This window comes from Microbacterium testaceum, assembly GCF_001476655.1.
Taxonomy (GTDB): Bacteria; Actinomycetota; Actinomycetes; order Actinomycetales; family Microbacteriaceae; genus Microbacterium; species Microbacterium testaceum_C.
Map to the genome: position 1 here is coordinate 1 of NZ_LDRT01000078.1, position 21,575 is coordinate 21,575.

Annotated in this window: 19 protein-coding genes and 1 riboswitch; of the genes, 11 read left to right on the forward strand and 8 right to left on the reverse strand. The window is 70.0% G+C overall.

Annotated features, from left to right (window positions below; translation table 11 throughout):
• From hpaD to NS220_RS11765, 4 genes are all read left to right on the forward strand, one after another.
• Nucleotides 1-1,056, forward strand: a 1,056-nt coding sequence (hpaD, locus tag NS220_RS11750; protein WP_058624239.1) for a 3,4-dihydroxyphenylacetate 2,3-dioxygenase, incomplete at its 5' end; no start/stop codon positions are given.
• Between the two features lie 229 nt (nt 1,057-1,285).
• A complete protein-coding gene (locus NS220_RS11755) occupies nt 1,286-2,071 on the forward strand; it encodes a fumarylacetoacetate hydrolase family protein (RefSeq protein ID WP_058624240.1) in 786 nt (261 codons plus the stop codon).
• On the forward strand, nt 2,056-2,856 hold the full coding sequence (locus tag NS220_RS11760; protein ID WP_058624241.1) for an HpcH/HpaI aldolase family protein: 801 nt from the start codon (nt 2,056-2,058) through the stop codon (nt 2,854-2,856). The genes NS220_RS11755 and NS220_RS11760 overlap by 16 nt, the downstream gene beginning before the upstream one ends.
• Before the next feature lie 36 nt (nt 2,857-2,892).
• A complete protein-coding gene (locus NS220_RS11765) occupies nt 2,893-3,624 on the forward strand; it encodes a DUF6882 domain-containing protein (RefSeq protein ID WP_058624242.1) in 732 nt (243 codons plus the stop codon).
• 39 nt (nt 3,625-3,663) lie between these two features.
• Here the strand turns inward: NS220_RS11765 and NS220_RS11770 are convergent, their stop codons facing one another.
• Nucleotides 3,664-4,491 (reverse strand): helix-turn-helix transcriptional regulator, encoded by an 828-nt coding sequence (locus tag NS220_RS11770; protein ID WP_058624243.1) that lies wholly within the window; start codon nt 4,489-4,491, stop codon nt 3,664-3,666.
• A gap of 101 nt (nt 4,492-4,592) precedes the next feature.
• Between NS220_RS11770 and hxlB the strand changes: the two genes are divergently transcribed.
• Together hxlB and hxlA are read left to right on the forward strand one after the other, a co-directional pair.
• A complete protein-coding gene (hxlB, locus tag NS220_RS11775) occupies nt 4,593-5,171 on the forward strand; it encodes a 6-phospho-3-hexuloisomerase (RefSeq protein ID WP_058624244.1) in 579 nt (192 codons plus the stop codon).
• Between the two features lie 32 nt (nt 5,172-5,203).
• Complete coding sequence (hxlA, locus tag NS220_RS11780) at nt 5,204-5,827, forward strand: 3-hexulose-6-phosphate synthase (RefSeq protein ID WP_058624245.1); 624 nt, start codon at nt 5,204-5,206, stop codon at nt 5,825-5,827.
• Between the two features lie 68 nt (nt 5,828-5,895).
• Here hxlA and NS220_RS11785 read toward each other — a convergent pair whose 3' ends face one another.
• The 3 genes from NS220_RS11785 to glyA form a co-directional block, all read right to left on the reverse strand.
• Nucleotides 5,896-6,375 (reverse strand): hypothetical protein, encoded by a 480-nt coding sequence (locus tag NS220_RS11785; RefSeq protein ID WP_058624246.1) that lies wholly within the window; start codon nt 6,373-6,375, stop codon nt 5,896-5,898.
• A 91-nt stretch (nt 6,376-6,466) separates the two neighbouring features.
• Nucleotides 6,467-7,348 carry a bifunctional methylenetetrahydrofolate dehydrogenase/methenyltetrahydrofolate cyclohydrolase gene (locus tag NS220_RS11790; RefSeq protein WP_058624247.1) on the reverse strand — a complete coding sequence of 294 codons (882 nt, stop codon included), beginning with the start codon at nt 7,346-7,348 and terminating at the stop codon, nt 6,467-6,469.
• A 257-nt stretch (nt 7,349-7,605) separates the two neighbouring features.
• Nucleotides 7,606-8,880, reverse strand: coding sequence for a serine hydroxymethyltransferase (gene glyA / locus NS220_RS11795; protein WP_058624248.1), 1,275 nt, complete (start codon nt 8,878-8,880; stop codon nt 7,606-7,608).
• Nucleotides 8,881-8,937: 57 nt separating this feature from the next.
• Nucleotides 8,938-9,023, reverse strand: a riboswitch (ZMP/ZTP riboswitch).
• A gap of 126 nt (nt 9,024-9,149) precedes the next feature.
• Between glyA and NS220_RS11800 the strand changes: the two genes are divergently transcribed.
• From NS220_RS11800 to NS220_RS11810, 3 genes are all read left to right on the forward strand, one after another.
• On the forward strand, nt 9,150-9,536 hold the full coding sequence (locus NS220_RS11800; protein WP_081323145.1) for a YrdB family protein: 387 nt from the start codon (nt 9,150-9,152) through the stop codon (nt 9,534-9,536).
• A complete protein-coding gene (locus NS220_RS11805) occupies nt 9,533-10,936 on the forward strand; it encodes an FAD-binding oxidoreductase (protein WP_193755354.1) in 1,404 nt (467 codons plus the stop codon). The genes NS220_RS11800 and NS220_RS11805 overlap by 4 nt, the downstream gene beginning before the upstream one ends.
• A 141-nt stretch (nt 10,937-11,077) precedes the next feature.
• Complete coding sequence (locus NS220_RS11810) at nt 11,078-12,478, forward strand: L,D-transpeptidase family protein (RefSeq protein WP_058624249.1); 1,401 nt, start codon at nt 11,078-11,080, stop codon at nt 12,476-12,478.
• A 268-nt stretch (nt 12,479-12,746) separates the two neighbouring features.
• On the opposite strand, the gene NS220_RS11815 is transcribed toward NS220_RS11810, so the two are convergent.
• A complete protein-coding gene (locus NS220_RS11815; RefSeq protein WP_058624250.1) occupies nt 12,747-14,966 on the reverse strand; it encodes an NADP-dependent isocitrate dehydrogenase in 2,220 nt (739 codons plus the stop codon).
• Between the two features lie 175 nt (nt 14,967-15,141).
• Between NS220_RS11815 and NS220_RS11820 the strand changes: the two genes are divergently transcribed.
• Together NS220_RS11820 and NS220_RS11825 are read left to right on the forward strand one after the other, a co-directional pair.
• Nucleotides 15,142-15,594, forward strand: coding sequence for a GNAT family N-acetyltransferase (locus NS220_RS11820; protein ID WP_058624251.1), 453 nt, complete (start codon nt 15,142-15,144; stop codon nt 15,592-15,594).
• Nucleotides 15,595-15,869: 275 nt separating this feature from the next.
• Nucleotides 15,870-16,709, forward strand: coding sequence for an endonuclease domain-containing protein (locus NS220_RS11825; RefSeq protein ID WP_058624257.1), 840 nt, complete (start codon nt 15,870-15,872; stop codon nt 16,707-16,709).
• A gap of 298 nt (nt 16,710-17,007) precedes the next feature.
• Here NS220_RS11825 and NS220_RS11830 read toward each other — a convergent pair whose 3' ends face one another.
• The 3 genes from NS220_RS11830 to NS220_RS11840 form a co-directional block, all read right to left on the reverse strand.
• Nucleotides 17,008-18,825, reverse strand: a complete 1,818-nt coding sequence (locus NS220_RS11830; protein ID WP_058624252.1) for an ABC transporter ATP-binding protein — start codon at nt 18,823-18,825, stop codon at nt 17,008-17,010.
• A complete protein-coding gene (locus tag NS220_RS11835) occupies nt 18,822-20,687 on the reverse strand; it encodes an ABC transporter ATP-binding protein (protein WP_058624253.1) in 1,866 nt (621 codons plus the stop codon). Before NS220_RS11835 ends, NS220_RS11830 begins: the two co-directional genes overlap by 4 nt.
• A 325-nt stretch (nt 20,688-21,012) precedes the next feature.
• Nucleotides 21,013-21,507, reverse strand: a complete 495-nt coding sequence (locus NS220_RS11840) for a methylated-DNA--[protein]-cysteine S-methyltransferase (protein WP_058624254.1) — start codon at nt 21,505-21,507, stop codon at nt 21,013-21,015.
• Nucleotides 21,508-21,575: the final 68 nt, after the last annotated feature.

The window sequence follows — 21,575 nt, forward strand, 5'->3', positions numbered from 1 at the left end:
CCCACCTCGCCGGCCCCCGACATCCTCCGCTGCGCCTACATGGAGCTCGTGGTCACCGACCTCGCGGCATCCCGGGTCTTCTACGTCGACGTGCTCGGCCTGCACGTCACCGAAGAGGACGACGAGGCGATCTACCTGCGCTCGACCGAGGAGTTCATCCACCACAACCTCGTGCTGCGGAAGGGCCCGGTGGCTGCGGTCGCGGCGTTCTCGTACCGCGTGCGCTCGTCGGACGACCTCGACAAGGCCGTCGCGTTCTACGAGGAGCTCGGCTGCGACGTGCGCCGCGCCCCGAACGGCTTCACGAAGGGCATCGGCGACTCCGTCCGCGTGGTCGACCCCCTCGGCTTCCCGTACGAGTTCTTCTTCGACACCGAGCACCAGGAGCGCCTGTCGTGGCGTTACGACCTGCACTCCCCCGGCGAGCTCGTGCGCCTCGACCACTTCAACCAGATCACCCCCGACGTGCCCCGCGCGGTGAACTTCATGCAGTCGCTCGGCTTCCGCGTGACGGAGGACATCCAGGACGAAGAGGGCACCGTCTACGCCGCCTGGATGCGCCGCAAGCCCACCGTGCACGACACCGCCATGACCGGCGGCGACGGCCCGCGCATGCACCACGTGTGCTTCGCGACGCACGAGAAGCACAACATCCTCGCGATCTGCGACAAGCTCGGCGCGCTCCGCCGATCGGATGCCATCGAGCGCGGCCCCGGCCGCCACGGCGTCTCGAACGCGTTCTACCTGTACCTCCGCGACCCCGACGGCCACCGCGTCGAGATCTACACGCAGGACTACTACACCGGCGACCCCGACAACCCCGTCATCACGTGGGACGTGCACGACAACCAGCGCCGCGACTGGTGGGGCAACCCCGTCGTCCCCTCCTGGTACACCGAGGGCTCGCTCGTGCTGGATCTCGACGGCAACCCGCAGCCGGTCCGTGCCCGCGAGGACTCCAGCGAGATGGCGGTGACGATCGGCGCCGACGGCTTCAGCTACACGCGCGCTCCCGAGGAGCGCTCCGACGAGTTCAAGCTCGGCAACCAGCTCTGACCGGCCGTGCACGACTCCTGCACATCTCACTCGTCTCGGCCGTCCGGGCCACCGTGGGCGGGCTCCTGCAGGAGTCGTGCCGCACCGGCGTCCCCCCACAGTTCCGACCACGACCGGCGTCCCACCACCGCCGACCGCACAACTCCTGCTTCAGCCGCTCTCCTGCCGCCCCGACCTCAGGTCTCGCGGGGTTCTGGAGGAGACATGCTCCCCACCACGAGAGGACCCCATGCTGACCGAACAGCAGATCGACGCCATCGCGGCCGAGCTCGCCGAGGCCGACCGCACGCACTCGGTCATCCCGCGCATCACGGCGAGATTCCCGGATGCCACGGTCGACGACTCATACCGGATCCAAGGTCGTTGGCGCGACACGCAGCTCGCCGCGGGTCGCAGGCTCGTCGGCCGCAAGATCGGGCTCACCTCCAAGGCCATGCAGCAGGCGACGGGCATCACCGAGCCCGACTACGGCGTGATGTTCGACGACACCGTCTACCGCTCGGGCGACGAGATCCCGGTCGATCACTTCTCGAACGTGCGCATCGAGGTCGAGCTCGCCTTCGTGCTCAAACAGCCCCTCGAGGGCCCCGACTGCACTCTCGATGACGCCCTCGCCGCGATCGACTACGCCATCCCTGCCCTCGAGGTCTTGAACTCGCACATCGAGCTCGAGGGGCGCACGATCGTCGACACGATCAGCGACAACGCGGCCTACGGCGCCATCGTGCTCGGCGACGTCCGCAAACGCCCCGACGAGATCGACCTGCGGTGGGTCCCCGGCGTGCTCAGCCGCAACGGCGAGATCGAGGAGACAGGGGTCGCCGCGGGCGTCCTCGGCCACCCCGCGACCGGTGTCGCGTGGCTCGCCAACAAATTCCATCACCACGGAGCACGCCTGGAGGCGGGCGAGATCATCCTGGCAGGATCGTTCACGCGCCCGATGTGGGTGTCGCGAGGCGACGACGTGCTCTGCGACTACGGACCGATAGGAACGATCTCATGCCGCTTCGTCTGAACCCGACCTTCCGCGCCGCCCTCGCGGCGTCCGATCGTCCGCTCGCGGGCATGTGGGTGTCGTCGGGGAGCGCTGTCGCCGCCGAGATCGCCGCGGGTTCTGGGCTCGACTGGCTGCTGCTCGACATGGAGCACTCGGCGGCCTCGCTCGAGACCGTCCTCACCCTGCTACAGGTCGCCCAGGCGTATCCGATCACGCCCCTGGTGCGCGTGCCGTGGAACGACCCCACCGTCATCAAGCAGGTGCTCGACCTCGGCGCGCAGAACCCCATCGTCCCGATGGTGTCCTCGGCCGCCGAGGCTCGCGCCGCCGTCGCAGCCACGCGCTACCCGCCCGAAGGAGTCCGCGGGGTCGGCAGCGCCCTGGCCCGCAGCGCCCGCTGGAGCCGCGTCGACGACTACCTCTCCACCGCCGCCGACCACGTCTCGCTCACCGTCCAGATCGAGACCGCGGCCGGAGTCGCCGCCGCTGCGGAGATCGCCACCGTCGAGGGAGTGGATGCCATCTTCGTCGGCCCCTCGGACCTCTCGGCATCCATGGGCCTGCTGGGTCAGCAGTCGCACCCCGACGTCGTCGCGGCGGTGCACGCGGTGTTCGCGGCCGCTCAGGAGGCCGGGACGCCCGTCGGCGTGAATGCCTTCGACCCCGTGGTGGCCGAGGCCTATCTCGCGGCGGGAGCGGATTTCGTCGCCGTGGGAGCCGACGTCGCTCTCCTCGCCCGCGCCTCGGAGGCGCTCGCACACCGGTTCTCCGCACCCCACGGCGGCGAACGCCCACGCTCCTGAAACCTCGCTCCAAGGCTTCCCCCCTAGGGTGACCGCATGACGACGTTTCCCGCGCTGCAACCGCTCGCCGACCGTGCCGCCTTCTTCACGGCGCTGCGGCAAGACGACCTCGGCACCGCCGCCGACGCACTCGGCCCTCACCGCTGGGACACCGACCTCGCGGCCGGGACCCTGACGTTCAGCGCACTCGACGACCCGAGCCGCACGCTCGTCGCCCGCGCGCACCTCATCGCCTCGATCGCGCCGGGGCCCCGCTCGGTGCTCTGGGGCTGGGCGCACCCGAACGGCGGCGGCGACGCGAACATCAGCACACAGCTTCGGACCTACGGACAGACCCACGGGATCACCGAGCTCAGCTTCGCCGAGGCACCGTTCCCGACCGACGCCGCCGGCGACGCCGACTGGATCGCCGAGGCCTCCCACGTCATCGCCGGGACCGCGGTCGAGATCACCGGCCGCTCGCCGTACTACTCGGCACCGGTCGGCGACGCGGGGACGCGCGCGGTCCTGCTCCTCGACGCTCCGCTGCCGCCCCTGACCGTCGCGCACGCCGGGATCCGGATGCCACGCATCCTGGCCTCCACCACGCCCGCCGACCCGCGCGGTTCGGTGTGGGAACTCGCGCGCCTGGCCGGATGGACGCTGGAGTGGGCCGACGACGCCTTCTCGGCGGCGACCGTGCAGGATGCCACGGGATCGATGACGTTCCGCTTCGACGAGCAGGCCCGCATCACGGCGATGGAGAGCTCGTTCAGCGGACCGGCCTGAGCGCTTCCCGCTCGCTCGCCTCGCTCGCCGGCGTTCTCCTCATCGCGCGAGCGCGACCAACTCAGCGCGGGTGGTGACCCCGGCCTTGCGCAACAGGTTCGACACGTGGAACTTCACGGTGTTCTCGCTGATGCCCAAGCGCTCCGCGACCGCGCGATTTCGAGAGCCCGCGACGACGAGGCTCAGGACCTCGCGTTCCCGGGGGCTGAGGTCGACCGCATCGTCGAGGAACTCCGGCCGCGGCGGCGGGTCCAGCGGCAAGGTCACCGTCAGCTCCGACCCCCATCCCGGGGTCGAGGCGACGTCGAACACACCATTGAGGGCGCTGACGCGTTCCACGATCGGCCGGAGCGAGTCGTCGTGAGCGGTCAACCGCCCGGCACCGTCGTCGCGGATGCCGATGAGCAGGTTCAGACCGTCGCAGTCCCACTGGATCCGCACACGGTGCGGGTCGCCCCGATCCAGAATCGCGAGGACGGCGCTGCGCACGATCGCCCGTGCCTCGTGGGCGACCTCGCCCGGGAGGGCGCGCCCCGTCGTCGGCGGCTCGACGAACTGCACATCGAGGTCGCCGTGTCGCACGAGCGGGCGCAGGTCGCCACGCAGCCGAGCGAACGCCCCGGTCACCGGTTCGAGGAGGGCGCTGCGCTGACGATCGGTCGAGGTGCGCAGGGCGACCAGGGCGGATGCCGCGGTCTCGGTCGCGAGCGTGCGCGCGGCCCGATCGTCCAAGCGTGACGATCGCAGCACGGCCAGCAGCGACTCGAGGGTGACCGCGTGCCGGTCCGCCTGCTCGGCGACGACACGCTCGTGCTCGGTGACGAGCGCGCGCGAGGCCGGGGAGGGAAGGGCGGTCGACTCGGTCATGGCACACCAACCTAGACCATTCGGATTCCCCCTCCTTTCGGGTAGGTCCGCCCCTGCGATCGACCGGCGACGGAGGTCGTCCGCGTGTGGAGCATGGGACCATGACATCCCGCGACGACGTCTCCGTCGAGTCCTCGCTCTCCCGCATCGCCGCAGAGGTGGCATCCGTCGTCGACCGCCTCACCGCCGCACCCGGCGACCTCGACCGTGCGCTCGACCTCATCGCCGACGCCGATCGGGTCTTCGTGCTGGGCGCGGGCCGTTCGGGACTGGCGCTGCGTATGACCGCGATGCGCCTCATGCACCTGGGCCACGACGTCCACGTCGTGGGCGAGACCACGACCCCCGCGATCCGTGCGGGCGACGTGCTCCTGGCCGCCAGCGGCTCGGGGACCACGGGGGCCATCGCGCGCGCCGCCGAGATCGCCGCCACCGCGGGTGCCCGCCTCATCGTCCTCACCACCGCTGCCGACTCTTCCCTCGGACGCGCCGCCGACGCCCTCGTCGTCGTTCCGGCCGCGGCGAAGCTCGACCGCTCCGGAGCGGCGTCGGCGCAGTACGCCGGCAGCCTCTTCGAACAGACGGTGGCCCTCGTCGGAGACGCGATCTTCGATGCCCTGTGGCACCGCTCGGGGCTTTCGGCCGACGAGCTCTGGCCACGCCACGCGAACCTCGAATGACCTCACCCACCCCAGAAAGCAAGGATCACCCGATGAAGCTCCAGTTCGCCATGGACACCCTGTCCACCGAAGCCGCCCTCAGCCTCGCCGCCGCCGCGGCGCCGCACGTCGACATCCTCGAGCTCGGCACCCCGCTCATCAAGAGCGAGGGCCTCTCCGCCATCACCGCGATCAAGCAGGCGCACCCCGACAAGATCGTCTTCGCCGATCTGAAGACGATGGATGCCGGTGAGCTCGAGGCCGACATCGCCTTCACCGCCGGTGCCGACCTCGTGACCGTCCTGGGCTCCGCGGGCGACAGCACGATCGCGGGTGCGGTGAAGGCGGCCAAGAAGCACGGCAAGGGCATCGTCGTCGACCTCATCGGCGTCGCCGACAAGCCGGCCCGTGCGAAAGAGGTCGTCGCCCTCGGCGCCGAGTTCGTCGAGATGCACGCCGGCCTCGATGAGCAGGCCGAGGAGGGCTTCACGTTCTCGACGCTGCTGCGCGACGGGGAGGCATCGGGCGTGCCGTTCTCGGTCGCCGGCGGCGTCAATGCGTCGAGCATCGCCGACGTGCAGAGTGCGGGTGCTCAGATCGCGGTCGCCGGAAGCGCCATCTACAGTGCACCCGACGTCGGCGCCGCCGCCGCGGCCCTCCGCGCCGCGATCGCCTGATCGCCTCGATCACGGAGAAGAGGGACCGGGCCACACGGCCCGGTCCCTCTTCGGTTGCCTCGAGAGGCTCAGTCTTCTTCGTCGTCCTCGTCGTCGTCACCGATGATCTCGATGTCCTCGACCTCGAGGTCGGGGGTGAGCTGTACGTGCACGAGGGCGTCGGGGAACGCCGTCTCGCCGGCGAACACCACGATGATCGCGTCGGCGAACACACCCACACCGATCGCCTCGAGGTCGGTGCGCAGGTCGATGTCGGCGCTGAGCTCGTCGTCGTCCACCGCTTCCTCGATCTCGGTGGCGATCTCGTCGACGATCGCGCTCCACCGGTCTTCGGTCACCGCGAGGATGTCCGTGAGGTTCGACAGGATGCCATCGAGGTCAGGATCGTCCTCGTCATCGAGCTCGGGGTCGAGGTCGACCTCCACCTCGACGCCGGCGGCATCCAGGTGTCCGACACCGATGACGCTGTCTTCGTCGATCTGGGCGTCGTCGAGCAGGCCGCTCTCGGTGACGCGGCGGAGGAGGTCGTTCAGCACGGACTCAGTCATGCACATACGATCCCACGCGAAGCGGGATCCTGCCCAGCCCTTGCACGCACCGCTCCGTCCGTTCGCTCGGCGGCCGCGCCTCGTTCACCGCTCAGACGCCGGCGCGCTCCGCGGCCTCGACGACGTTGGTCATCAGCAGCGCGACGGTCATCGGGCCCACGCCGCCGGGGTTCGGCGAGAGGAAACCGGCGACCTCGGCCACGTCGGGATGCACGTCGCCGTACACGCGGGCCTTGCCCGTCTCGGGGTCGGTCTCGCGCGTGACGCCCACGTCGAGCACGGCGGCACCGGGCTTGACGTCCTCCGCGCGCACGATGTGCTTGACCCCCGCCGCGGCGACGATCACGTCGGCCTCGCGCAGGTGCTTCGCCAGATCGGCGGTGCCGGTGTGGGTGAGGGTCACGGTGGCGTTGATCTCGCGGCGCGTCAGGAGCAGGCCGATCGATCGCCCGATCGTGACGCCGCGTCCGACGACGACGACCTCCTTGCCCTTCAGGTCGTATCCGTTTCGCAGCAGCAGCTCGATCACCCCGCGCGGCGTGCACGGCAGGGGCGTGTGGATCGGCGCGTTGACGTTGAGCACGAGACGACCGAGGTTGGTGGGGTGGAGGCCGTCGGCATCCTTCGCCGGATCGATGCGCTCGAGGATCGCATCGGTGTCGATGTGCTTCGGCAGCGGCAACTGCACGATGTAGCCGTGGCACGCGGGATCGGCGTTGAGGCGGTCGATGACGGCCTCGACCTCCTCCTGCGTGGCCTCCGCGGGCAGTTCGACCTGGATCGAGTTCATCCCGATCGCCTCGGACTGCTTGTGCTTCATGCCGACGTACAGCTGCGAGGCGGGGTCCGCTCCCACGAGCACGGTCGCGATGCCCGGGACGACGCCCTTCGCGCGCAGCGCCGCGACGCGCTCGGTGAGCTCGGCCTTGATCGCCGCCGAGGCGGCCTTTCCGTCCAGAATCGTTGCCGTCATGGCATCCCTCGTTCTGTGTCTGTCGTTCATGTGGTGTCGCTGCCCCGCTGCCGCCGCTGCCCCCCCTGGGCGATAAACGCCGATCCTGTCGAGACATGCGCCGTCGCCGCGTGTTTCGGCAGGATCAGCGTTTATCGGGCCGCCGTGGGGCACGAGCGCGGCCCCGTGTCGCGCAGCAGGGTGGCGGATGCCGGAACCCGCGGGCGGTCAGCCAAGTGCCGGGGCGGCGGCGTGACGACGCCCCGCCCCGGCCGGGCTCACTGCTGCAGGTCGGGGTACAGCGGGAAGGCCTCGGTGAGCGTCGCGACGCGTGCGCGGAGCGCCTCGACGTCGGCGCCGGGGATCAGCGCGAGCGCGATGATGTCGGCCACCTCGGTGAACTCCGCATCGCCGAAGCCGCGGGTCGCGAGCGCCGGGGTGCCGATGCGCAAGCCCGAGGTGACCATCGGCGGACGCGGGTCATTGGGGACGGCGTTGCGGTTGACCGTGATGTGGATGTCGTGCAGCAGGTCTTCGGCCTGCTTGCCGTCGATCTCGGCCTCGCGCAGGTCGACGAGCACGAGGTGCACGTCGGTGCCGCCCGAGCGCACGGCGATGCCGGCGTTCTTGACGTCGTCCTGGGTGAGGCGGTCGGCGAGGATCGCCGCTCCGCGGAGGGTGCGCTCCTGACGTTCCTTGAACTCCGGCGTCATCGCGAGCTTGAACGCGGTCGCCTTCGCGGCGATCACGTGCATGAGCGGGCCGCCCTGCTGGCCCGGGAAGACCGCGGTGTTGATCTTCTTGGCGATGTCGGCGTCGTTGGTGAGGATGAGGCCCGAGCGGGGGCCGCCGATCGTCTTGTGCACCGTGGTCGAGACGACGTGCGCGTGCGGGATGGGCGAGGGGTGCACGCCCGCGGCGACGAGACCGGCGAAGTGCGCCATGTCGACCCATAGGAGGGCCCCGACCTCGTCGGCGATCGCGCGGAAGGCGGCGAAGTCGAGCTGGCGGGGGTAGGCCGACCAGCCGGCGATGATGACCTTCGGCTTGTGCTCGACGGCGAGGCGGCGCACCTCGTCCATGTCGATGATCGAGGTCTCGGGGTCGACGCCGTACGCGACGATGTCGTACAGGCGGCCCGAGAAGTTGATCTTCATACCGTGCGTGAGGTGACCGCCCTGGTCGAGGGCGAGACCGAGCAGCGTGTCGCCGGGGCGCGCGATCGCGTGCAGCACGGCGGCGTTCGCCGAGGCGCCCGAGTGGGGCTGGACGTTGGCGAACTCCGCGCCGAAGAGCTGCTTCGCGCGCTCGATCGCGAGCGACTCGGCGACGTCGACCTCTTCGCAGCCGCCGTAGTAGCGGCGTCCGGGGTACCCCTCGGCGTACTTGTTGGTCAGCACCGAGCCCTGCGACTGCAGGACCGAGACGGGCACGAAGTTCTCCGACGCGATCATCTCGAGAAACCCGCGCTGGCGGTTCAGCTCGCGCTCGAGCACCTCGGCGATCTCGGGGTCGACCTCGGAGAGGGGGGCGTTGAAGTACGGATCGGTCATGCGATCTCCTTGACGATGGTTCCGGATGCCGCGGACTCGGCGAGCCCGCGTAGATACCGCATCGACCCAGGCGTGCGGTCGAATACCGTCAAGCGGTCGCTCCCCGGTGGTTCCCCACCTCAACGCCAGTCGCGACGGTGCCACTTTAGCGGGTAAAGGCGGCCGCGCCCCGCGTGTCCCGGCATCCACTGTTCCTGCACAGGATCGCCGTCGGCTCGATGACGAACGAGTCGGGGAGGCCCGCCGACGCACCCGCGTAAAATAAGGGCGTGACCGATTCCCCCCACGTCCGCGCGCAGGCACCGCTCGCTCCCGGCATGCGCCCGCGTCCGACCGCGATCGAGATCGGCAGCGTGCTCTGCGGGATCTTCGCCTTCGTGACCCTCGCGATCTGGGGCTTCACGGCGTGGCCGCTGCCGTGGAACATCGTCGCGGGCATCGGCGCCCCCGCCCTCGCGATCCTCATCTGGGCTCTGTTCGTCTCGCCGCGCGCGGTGCTCGCGGTGCACCCCTTCGTCCGCGCGCTCGTCGAACTCTTCGTCTACGCCGCCGCCACGGTCGCGTGGTGGAGCATGGGGCAGGCGTGGATCGGCCTGGGCTTCGCGATCGTCGCCGTCGTCCTCGGCGCGCTGAACGGCCGGCGGCGCCTGGGGTGAGTGCCGACGGCGCGGCGACGATCCCTGTCCACGGCGCGGCCGAGGCCACCCTCGCGTTGCTCCGCGCCGAGCTCGGCACGCGCGTCGACACCTCCCCCGGCGCCCTCGCCGCCGTGCGCGCCGACAAGTCGGGCCACGCCGCCGCCGGCACGCCCCTCGCGCTCGTGCACGCGGCATCCGTCGCCGATGTCCAAGCGGTGATGCGCATCGCCACGGCCACCCGCACACCCGTCGTGCCGCGCGGGGCCGGCACGGGCCTCGCGGGCGGTGCCAACACCGGCGGCGGCGAGATCGCCCTCTCACTGCGCGCGATGGACCGCCTGCTCGAGGTGCGCCCCGACGACCTGCTCGCCGTCGTCGAACCCGGCCTCATCAACGCCGAGCTGAACGCCCTCCTCGAGCCGCACGGCGTCTGGTGGGCACCCGATCCCGCGAGTCGCGCGATCTCGACCGTCGGCGGCAACATCGCCACGGGCGCCGGCGGGCTGCTCTGCGCCAAGTACGGCGTGGTGCGCGACGCCGTCCTCGGCGTCGACCTCGTTCTCGCCGACGGTCGGCTCCTGCGGCTCGGCCACCGCAGCGTCAAGGGCGTCACCGGCCTCGATCTCACCTCGCTCGTGATCGGTTCCGAAGGCACGCTGGGCATCGTGGTGGGCGCGACCCTCAAACTGCGGCGCCTGGTCGAGGGCGAGCGCGTCACCCTGACCGCCCTGTTCGACGGCGTGCGCGACGCCGCCGTCGCCTCGGCAGCCGTCACGGCATCCGGGATCCAACCCGCGATCATGGAGCTCATGGATGCCACGAGCCTCACGGCCGTGCACCGCTTGCTGTCCCTCCCCGCACCCCCGCCGGGCGCGGCCCAGCTGACCATTCAGACCGACGGTCCCGCCGCCGCCTCCGAAGCGCGCGCTCTCGCCGACGTGCTGACCGCCGCCGGGGGCCGGGTGGCCGTCGCCGCCGACGACGCCGAGGGCGAGGAACTCCTCGCCATCCGGCGTGCGATGCACCCCGCGATGGAATCGCTGGGCACGGCCCTCATCGAGGACGTCTCGGTGCCGCGCAGTGCGCTGCCCGCGATGTTCGACGAGATCGCCCGGATCGAGCAAACCTACGACCTCGTCATTCCGACGGTCGCGCACGCCGGCGACGGCAACCTGCACCCGAACTTCATCTTCGACGGACCCGAGGTGCCGGCCGTCGTGTGGGACGCCGCCGAAGACCTCTTCCGCGCCGCGCTCGCACTGGGCGGAACGCTCACCGGGGAGCACGGAATCGGGGTCCTCAAGAGGCGGTGGCTCGCCGATGAGCTCGGCGACGACCAGTGGCAGCTCCAGCGCGACATCGCACGGGTTTTCGATCCCCTCGGCATCCTGAATCCGGGGAAGGTGTTCTCCGCCTGACGCCGGTTCCGGCGCGAGCGACGTGACCGCGAGCCTCGGAGCGACCCCACGCCCGACGTGATAAGACCGTGATAGAACTCGGGGCTGGGATACAGCGGTCGCCTTTAGCATGAGAAGACTGAGTATCGGGGGGTTTGACATATGACCGACGGCGCGAACAGCACCGACGGCGCGACGTACGCCTGGGCGCCGCCCGAGCAGCCGAAGCGCAAGAACCGATCGGGGCTGTGGATCGGCATCCCGGCGGGTGCGACGGCGGTCGCCCTGCTGGCGGCCTCGTTCGTCCTCATCGCCCCCGGAGCCTCCGTCGCCGGCGTCCAGATCGGCGGGCTCACAGCCGGTGCCGCGGCGCAGGCCATCTCCGACCGTCTGGCGAGCACGAGCATCGCGGTCGAGAGCCCCGCGGGTTCCGTGACCGTCACCGGCGCCGAGCTCGGCGCCACGGTCGACGCGCAGGCCGTCGCCGACAAGGCCTTCTCCGAGAACCCGATGTGGAAGCCGTCGTCGTGGTTCCCCGCCGGGACAGGCGTGTCGATCACCGTCGACCCCGCCAAGGCCGCGGCCGCGCTGCGCGACCTCGCCCCCGACACCTACAAGGCCCCCGTCGACGCGACCGTCGCGTACGACGCCGGCTCGCAGTCGTACGTCACGACCCCGGCTCAGCCCGGCGAGGGCATCGATCCCGCCGCGGTCACCGCCGCCCTCCAGAGCGCCTTCGACGCCGGCACGGTCAGCACCACCGCGCAGGCCGGTGTCGTGCCGGTCGAGGCGCAGGTGACCACCGAAGAGGCAGATGCCGCCGTCGCGCGCCTCAACGGCATCCTCGACAGCGCCGGCTTCTACGTCGGCGACGAGCGCACCGTGCCCGTCGACCGCGCCACCGCCGCCTCGTGGCTCACGATCACGCCCGACGGCAAAGGCGACTTCGCGATCTCCGCCGATGAGGCGGCGATCCAGCAGGCCGTCGGCGGCCTCCCCGCGGCCGTCGATCGTGGCGCTGTGAACGGCGATGTGATCGTCGACAGCGGCGGTGAGGTCATCAAGACGCTCACCGAGGGCCACACCGGTCGCTCGCTCGGCGACACGACGGGTATCGCCGCGGCCTTCGCCGCGCAGCTCGCCGAGGGCAACGGACGCTACGCCCTCGCCGTCTCGGAGACCCCGTTCGAGACCACGAAGACCGAGCGTCGCATCGACGTGAACCTCAGCACGCAGACCACCACGCTGTGGCAGAACGGTCAGGTCTACCGCTCGTACACGATCTCTTCGGGTGCGGGCGACCACGCGACGCACACCGGTGAGTTCCGCATCGGTTGGAAGACCGAGATGCAGGACATGGGCTGCGTCCCCGGCTACGACTACTGCACGAAGGACGTTCCCTGGGTCGCGTACTTCAACGGTGACGAGGGCTTCCACGGCACGTACTGGCACAACAACTTCGGTACGCCGATGAGCCACGGCTGCATCAACATGACGATCCCCGCCGCGAAGGAGCTCTACGACTGGGCTTACCGCGGCACGGAGGTCTCGGTCCACTACTGAGTCGGACCCTTCCAGGAGGGGCGGATGCTTCGGCATCCGCCCCTCCTTCCGTTTCGGCCCGTGCCCGCGTTGCCCGCCGGCCCGCCGACCGGCACAACTCCTGCACTCCGGCCCCACCGGGCACCCACCGGCCCCGAACACCCCACATCTGCAGGAGTTGTGCGCGCCGGTCGGGGCCGAACCGGGCACGAACGGGGCGGGGCCGGCGGTCCGACAACAGAAAAGGGGCGGATGCCGCGTGGCATCCGCCCCTCTCGGGTTCGTGGGATCAGCGCAGAGCGTCGACCACCGCGTTCAGCGTTGCGGACGGGCGCATGACCTTCTCGACCAGCTCCGTGTTCGGACGGTAGTAGCCGCCGATCTCGGCGTGGTGGCCCTGGACCGCGTTGAGCTCGGCGACGATGGTCTGCTCCTCGGCCGCCAGCTTCTCGGCGACCGGGGCGAAGACCTGGGCCAGGTCGGCATCGGTCGTCTGCTTCGCCAGCTCCTGCGCCCAGTACAGCGCGAGGTAGAAGTGGCTGCCGCGGTTGTCGATCGTGCCGAGGGCGCGGCCCGGCGACTTGTCGTTCTCGAGGAACGTGCCGGTCGCGGCGTCGAGCGTCTGCGCGAGCACGCGGGCACGATCGTTGCCCGTGGTGTCGGCGAGGTGCTCGAGCGAGGCAGCGAGGGCGAAGAACTCGCCCAGCGAGTCCCAGCGGAGGTAGTCCTCCTCGACGAGCTGCTGCACGTGCTTCGGGGCCGAGCCGCCGGCGCCGGTCTCGAACAGGCCACCGCCCGCGAGGAGCGGGACGATCGAGAGCATCTTGGCACTCGTGCCCACCTCGAGGATCGGGAACAGGTCGGTCAGGTAGTCGCGCAGCACGTTGCCGGTGACCGAGATCGTGTCCTCGCCGCGGCGGATGCGCTCGAGCGAGTAGGTCGTGGCCTCGGCGGGGGCGAGGATCTCGATCGTGAGGCCGTCGGTGTCGTGGTCGGCGAGGTACTCGTGGACCTTGGCGATCAGGTTGCGGTCGTGCGCGCGGCTCTCGTCGAGCCAGAACACGGCCGGAACGCCGGTCGCGCGGGCGCGGGTGACGGCGAGCTTCACCCAGTCGCGGACCGCGACGTCTTTGGTCTGCGTCGCGCGCCAGATGTCGCCCGTGTTCACCTCGTGCTCGAGCAGCACGTCGCCGTTCGAGGCGACGACCTGCACGCGGCCGGGGGCGCCGATCTCGAAGGTCTTGTCGTGGCTGCCGTACTCCTCGGCCGCCTGGGCCATGAGACCGACGTTCGGCACCGAGCCGATGGTGGCGGGATCGAGGGGACCGTTCGCGATGACGTCTTCGATGGTCGCCTGGTAGACGCCTGCGTAGGAGGAGTCCGGGATGACGGCGAGAGTGTCGCCCTCTCCCCCGTCGGCGCCCCACAGCTTGCCGCCGTTGCGCACGAGCGCCGGCATCGAGGCATCCACGATGACGTCGGAGGGGACGTGCAGGTTGGTGATGCCCTTGTCGCTGTTCACATACGACAGACGGGGGCCGGATGCCAACGCCTCGCGGATCTCCATGGCGATCGCGTCGCCGCCCTCGACGTTCGACAGGCCCGCGAGGATCGAGCCGAGGCCGTCGTTGGGCGTCAGGCCCGCGGCCGCGAGAGCGTCGCCGTGACGGTCGAACACGTCGGCGAAGAAGGCCTTCACGACGTGACCGAAGATGATCGGATCGCTGACCTTCATCATCGTGGCCTTGAGGTGCACGGAGTACAGCACGTCGTCGGCCTTCGCCTGCTCGAGCGTGTCCGCGAGGAACGCGTCGAGGGCTGCGGCCGAGAGGAAGGTGGCATCCACGATCTCGCCCTGCAGGACCTTCAGGCCCTCCTTCAGCGTCGTGGTCGTGCCGTCTTCCGCGACGTGCTGGATGGTCAGGACGTCGTCGTCGGCGATCACCACGGACTTCTCGTTCGAGAAGAAGTCGTCGTGGCCCATCGTCGCGACGCGGGTCTTCGAGCCCTCCGCGAACGGCTTGTTGCGGTGCGGGTGCTTCTTCGCGTAGTTCTTCACCGCGAGCGGGGCGCGGCGGTCGCTGTTGCCCTCGCGCAGCACCGGGTTCACGGCCGAGCCCTTGATGCGGTCGTAGCGAGCCCGCACGTCTTTGTCTTCGACGCTCGACGCCTCGTCGGGGTAGTCGGGGATGTCGTAGCCCTGCGACTGCAGCTCGGCGATCGCGGCCTTGAGCTGCGGGATGGATGCCGAGATGTTCGGCAGCTTGATGATGTTCGCCTCGGGCAGCGTCGCGAGACCGCCGAGCTCGGCGAGGGCGTCACCCACCTGCTGCTCGGGGGTGAGTCGCTGGGGGAAGGCCGCGAGGATGCGGCCGGCGAGCGAGATGTCGCGGGTCTCGACGTCGACACCCGCCTGCTTGGTGACGGCCTGCACGATGGGCAGGAACGACGCGGTGGCAAGTGCCGGCGCCTCGTCGGTGTACGTGTAGATGATGGTGGAATCGGGCACGTCAGATCTCTCCGTAGAGGCGGCCAGGGTTGTGTTTCAGCCTATCGCACCTCGGCAAAGTCTCTTGATGTCAAGATAATTCGGCGCTTCGACACCCGTGCCGGTGCGCATGGTGTCCGGGACTCGGCGGCATCCCGAAGGTTGCAGACCTTCGCAGGCCCGATAGCCTGGGCGCATGGCCGACCTGCGTCTCGTCGAACTGTCCGCCGCCACCATCGTGGCGGTCAACACGCTGTCGTTGAAGCCCGGACAGGAGCAGTTCCTGGCGCCGGTGAGCTACGGCATCGCCGCCACCGTCATGAATCCCTCGACGTCGTGGCAGCGCGTCGTGCTCGACGGCGACGAGGTCGTGGGCTTCGTCAGCGCGAACTTCGATCCCGAGGCGCACGAAGAGCACTTCCGCTCGGTGCTGTGGCGCATCAACGTCGACGCCGACGAGCAGGGCCGCGGTGTCGGCAGCTACGCCATCGCCGCGGTGCTCTCCGAAGCGCGCGAGCGCGGCATGGACCACGTCGACGTCATCTACGAACCCGGCGTGGGCGGCCCCGAGACATTCTTCCAGCGCGTGGGCTTCCAGCCCGTCGGCGAGACCGAGTACGGCGAGGTCGTCGCGCGCGTCAGCGTCTGACTCTCGCCGCGCTCGGTCGCGCGCCGCGCTCGGTCGCGCGGCGCGCGGTCGCGCGGCGTGCGGGCCTGCATGCGGGCACGTGGGCGCGCAGATCCGGAAACGGCGCGTAGATCCGGATCGATCTGCTCATCCCATCCGGATCCACGACGCATCTCCGGATCTGATGACACCGCTTCGCGCGCGGGCACTCCTCCACACCGAGGAGAAAGCCCGAACTGTTCCCATCCACGCTCCGCTGCCCGATGACGGAGGGCGTGATCGGGCACGGTGATGTGATGGACATCGCGTCGCGGGTCACGCGTCAAGGCGGTATCGTCCACCGGCAGCAGCTGCTCGATGACGGTGTCCCGCTCCGCGCACTCCGCGCGGCCCTGACTCGAGGGGACGTCGTCCGCGTGCGGCGTTACTGGGTGGCGACGGGCTCTGCCCCTCCCCTCCTCCTCGAAGCCGCGCGAGCCTCCGGCCGACTCGCGTGTGTCAGCGCAGCCGCGCACCGCGGGTGGTGGATGCCGGAAGAAACGGCGACCAACGCTCATCTCGCGGTGCGTCCCGATGCCAAGCTGCCCCCGGGAACGACCGCGTTCATCCACTGGTCGAGGCCTCTCGTTCCGCAACCGCCTCACCGACTCATCGAGTCGGTACCGGACACCCTCGAGCACGTCGCGGCGTGTCTGCCGTTCGAGCAAGCGCTCGTCGTGTGGGAATCCGCGTGCGCGCACGAGCATCTGCACCCGGAGGCACTCACCCGCATCCGATGGCGGACCGGGAGATCACGCCGGCTGTCCGCGACGGCGCATGGGAGATCGGACTCCGGTCTGGAGACCCTCTTCGTGGTGCGGCTCGCCCCGTGGGGTGTCGTCATCCGCCAGCAGGTGATGATCGCGGGGCACGACGTGGACGTCCTCGTCGGCGAGAGGTTGATCGTGCAGCTGGACGGCTTCGCCTTCCATTCGACGCCGGCCGATCGCCACCGCGACGTCGCACACGACCGGGAGCTCCGAGCACGCGGCTACACGGTGCTGCGCTTCACCTATCGCGATGTCGTCACCGAGTGGGAACGGGTGGAGCGCGTCATCGTTCAGCACCTCGCGCAGGGCAATCATCTCGCCGATTGACGGGTCGGCCGGGTCCGCACGCCACGCCGCGAGGGCTCGGGCGCGTCACCACAGGACCGGCCTGTCCACCGCAGCCCCGAGGATGCGTCGCAGATCCGGAAATGCACCGCAGATCCGGAGCATTCGGCGCGCACGGTCCGGATCCGGCGAGCATCTCCGGATCTGCGCACCCGCGCGAACGCGCGGAGGAGACACAAAATTGCCCGCTACGCCGCTGAGCAAGTCCGACCACCCCGAACGACGGATGCCACGCCCCCGCGGCGCGTGGGAGGCGTGGCATCCGAGGGGCTGACGAACGTCAGACGAGCGAGTCCTGCCAGGCCGCGTGGAGCTGCGCGAACTTGCCCGTTCCGGCGATGAGGGCGGCGGGGGTGTCGTCCTCGATGATGCGGCCGTGCTCCATCACCAGCACGCGGTCGGCGATCGCCACCGTCGACAGGCGGTGGGCGATGATGATCGCGGTGCGGTCGGCGAGAAGAGTCTGCAGCGCATCCTGGATCTGACGCTCGCTCGGGATGTCGAGAGACGCCGTCGCCTCGTCGAGGATCAGCACCGCGGGGTTGGCGAGGAAGGCCCGCGCGAACGAGATGAGCTGGCGCTGTCCGGCCGAGACGCGCCCGCCGCGCTTGTTCACGTCGGTGTCGTAGCCGTCGGGGAGCTTCTCGATGAAGCCGTCGGCACCGACCGCGCGGGCTGCCGCGCGGATTTCGTCCATCGTCGCGTCGGGCTTACCGAGCGCGATGTTGTCGGCGACGGTCCCGCTGAACAGGTACGCCTCCTGCGTGACCATGACGATCGCGCGACGCAGATCCTTCGGGTGCAGCTGGCGCAGGTCGACACCGTCGAGCGTCACCGCCCCCTTCGTGGGGTCGTAGAAGCGCGACACGAGCTTCGCCAGGGTCGACTTGCCCGCACCGGTCGTTCCCACGAGGGCGATCGTCTGCCCCGCCGGGATGTCCAACGAGAAGTTCGGCAGGATGACGCGGTCATCGCTGTACCCGAAGGTCACCTCGTCGAAACGGACATGTCCCCGGGCCTCCCACAGATCGACGGGGTCGCTCGGATCGGGGACCGTGGGCTCCTCCTCCAGCACGCCCGACACCTTCTCGAGCGCCGCCGTCGCAGACTGGTACGAGTTCAGGAAGAACGCGACCTCCTGCAAGGGCGAGAAGAAGTTGCGGACGTACAGCACCGCGGCGGTCAGCACACCGATCTCGAGCGGGCCCGCGATCACCCGGCCACCGCCCCACAGGAGGACGAGCGCGACCGAGACGGCGGCGACCGCCATGATGCCGGGCTCGAACGTGCCGAAGAGGCGGATCGAGCGCATGTTGACGTCGCGGTAGTCGCCGGCGAGCTTGCCGAACTCGTCGTCGTTGCGCGGCTCCTTGCGGAACGCCTTCACGGCGCGGATACCCGTCATCGTCTCGACGAACTTCACGATGACCTGGGCGCTGATCACCCGCGACTCGCGGTAGATGACCTGGGAACGGCGGTAGAACCAGCGCATGAGCAGGTACATCGGAATGCCCATGACCGTCAAGATGAGGCCGGATTGCCAGTCGATGAGGAACAGGGCGACCAGCGTGAAGAGACCGTACAGCACCCCCGAGACCAGCTCGTTGAGCCCACCGTCGAGCAACTCGCGGATGGTGTCGAGGTCGCTCGTCTGGCGGGAGATGATGCGGCCCGACGTGTAGGACTCGTGGAACTCCAGGCTCAGCCTCTGCGTGTGCAGGAAGATGCGCTTGCGGAGGTCGAGCATCACGGCCTGGGTCAGACGGGCGGCGACCACGACGTACCAGCCGATGAGCACGGCACCGCCGATGCCCGCCGTCAGGTAGACGGCGACCACGCCGATGGTCGGCATCCAGTCGGCCTGATCGATGACCGCGGGCAGCGCGTTGTCGATGCCGTAGGCGATCAGCGCCGGGCCGGCGACGCGCAGGGCGGTCGACACGACGAGGACCGCCGCGGCGAGGACGAGCTGCCAGCGCAGCGGCGAGACGAGGGAACCGAGCAGGCGCAGCGAACGCTGCCGGATCGCCCGACTCTCGTCGCGGGTGTAGTCGGAGCGGTCTTCGCCGCTGGTTCCGGAGACGGTCGCGGTGGTCATCGGGTCGCCTCCTTCTCGGTGAGGGCGTCGTCGTCGTGTGCGCGGATCACATCGATCGCGCCGGTACGTGCCTCGCGCTCAGCCTCCTCGAGGCTCGAGATGACGTATCGGTAGTGCTCGCTCTCGCGGAGCAGGTCGGAATGCGCGCCGACCGCGGTGATGCGTCCGTTCTCGAGCAGGGCCACCCGGTCGGCGAGTGTCACCGTCGAGGGGCGGTGGGCCACGATCAGCGCGGTCGTCTCGCTGAGGACCTCGCGAAGAGCGTCCTCGACGAGCGCCTCGGTGTCGACGTCGAGCGCCGACAACGGGTCGTCGAGCACCAGAACGGCCGGTCGCGCGGCCACCGCGCGAGCCAGCGCCAGACGCTGTCGCTGCCCGCCGGACAGGCTGAGGCCCTCTTCGCCGATGATGGTGTCGAGGCCGGCGGGAAGATCGAACACGAAGTGCGCCTGGGCGACCTCGAGCGCTTCCTTCAACACGTGTTCCGCCTCGGCAGAGCCCGGTTCGAGGTCTTCCCTCCCGAGGAGGACGTTGTCGCGGACGGTCTGCGAGAACAGCGTCGCGTCCTCGAACGCCATGCCGACGTGCCGGCGCAGCTCGGCCAGGGTCAGCTCGCGCACGTCGACGCCGTCGAGCAGCACGCGCCCACCCGTGACGTCGTACAGGCGTCCGGGAAGCGTCGTGAGCGTCGTCTTGCCGGACCCCGTGAGGCCGACGAGGGCCATCGTCTCGCCCGGCCGCAGCACGAGGTCGACCCCGTCGATGAGATCCGGCTCGGAGGTCGCGGCATCCTGATACCGGAAATGCACGTCCTCGAACGTGAGCTCGCCGCGGGGTTCCGCGATGGTACGCGGGTTCTCAGGGTCGACGATCGTGTTCTGCTCGTCGAACACCTCGAAGATGCGGTCGGTGGCCGTGCGGGCGTCGAGAAGGAACGAGAAGAGGAAGCCGATCGACTCCATCGGCCAGCGCAGCACCGTCGCCATCGCGAAGAAGGCCACGAGCTCGGCGACCTGCAGCTGTCCGAGCTGGGTGAGCACGATACCGGCGCCGAGACACACCGCGAAGGCGATGTCGGGCAGCAGCACGAGGAAGAACCAGATCCAGCCGACGGCCCGGGCCTTGTCGATCTCGGTCTCGCGCAACGACTCGGCCTGACGGGTGAACTTCTGCAGGGCGTGCCGGCCCCGACCGAAGGCCTTCAGGACACGGATGCCGTGCACGCTCTCTTCCACGGAAGTGGCGAGGTCGCCGGCCTGATCCTGGCTCTGGCGGGTCAAGGCTCCGTAGCGCTTCTCGAAGCGGAAGCCGACGTAGATGACGGGGGCCGAGGTGACGAGGAACAGCGCACCGAGGAGCCAGTGCCAGCGGAAGAGCAGCACCGCGCCGATCGCGATCGTGAGCAGGTTGACCACGAGGAGGATCACCCCGAACGCGAGCCAGCGGCGGAGCATGCTGATGTCCTGCATCATGCGCGAGAGAAGCTGGCCCGACTGCCAGCGATCGTGGAACGCGACAGGCAGACGCTGCAGGCGCGAGTAGAACGACTGACGCAGGTCGTACTCGACCTTGGTCGCGGGCGCGAGGACGAACCATCGCCGCAGCCACACCATCGCGGCCTCGGCGAGCCCGAGCGCGAGCACCGCGATCGAGCCCCAGACGAGGGCGCCGGGGTCGAGGGACGCGATGGGCCCGGCGACGATCTGCTCGAGCACGAGCGGGATCGCCAACGCCAGGAGGCTCGCGATGAGCGCGGTCACCGCTCCCGCGAGCAGGCGCGGGATGACCGGACGTGCGATCGGCAGAAGCCGAGCGAGCGCGCGTGGAGTGGACAGGTGCGGACGGGGCGAAGCGGAAGTCATGATCCTCGAGAGGTCGAAGCGAGCGCCGGGATCGGGCGCGGGAGGGGATGCCGAAGGGCACCGGCGGTCGCCGGGACGGGCGCGGAGGGCGGCGCTCGAGCGCCGGCGTGAGGCCCTAGCGGCGCCCGTGAGGACGCGCGGAAAAGACGGAGGGCGCGGCGACACGGGCGACGGGGGCGTCGATGTGGTCCATGGCATCCTCCTTGAGGTGAGCGGAAGCTGCCCGGGGGTGTGACAGCCCTTCAGGATATCCCCAGGGGAAGACGGAGGGCAAGAGCCGGATCGGGGCGAGAGCCCGGGGACGACCCCGCGACCGGACCTCTCCTCACGCCGCCTCGCGCTCCAGCAGACGCCGCTTGACGTCGGTCCCCCAGGCGAATCCCCCCATCGTGCCGTCGCCGCGCAGGACGCGATGGCAGGGCACGAAGAGGGCCGGAGCGTTACGAGCGCAGATCGAGGCCGCCGCCCGGACGGCCGCGGGAGAGCCCAGCGCCGCGGCGAAGCCGGTGTAGGTCAGCGGCGATCCCGGGGCGATGCGGCGCAAGGCATCCCATCCCGCTTGCTGCAGGGGCGTCCCGAACTGGCGGACTTCGACCCCCTCGATCGCGGCGAGGTCACCCTCGTAGTACGCACGTACGGCGTGCGCGGCGGGGGTCTCTCCCTCGACGACCTCGTCCGGTCGCCGGTCCGGCCGAAGACGGGCGAGAACCGCCTCGGCATCGGAGGTCCACCCCGAGACGAGGACGCGTCCGTCGGCATCGGCGAGGATCGCGAAGGGTCCGTCGGGCGTATCGAGGAACTGCAGGGTCGAGGTGCTCATCGAAGGGGCTCGCTTTCGGGTGCGGTGGGGAGGGACGAGGTTGCGGTGAGGGGCGGCAGGGCCTCCGC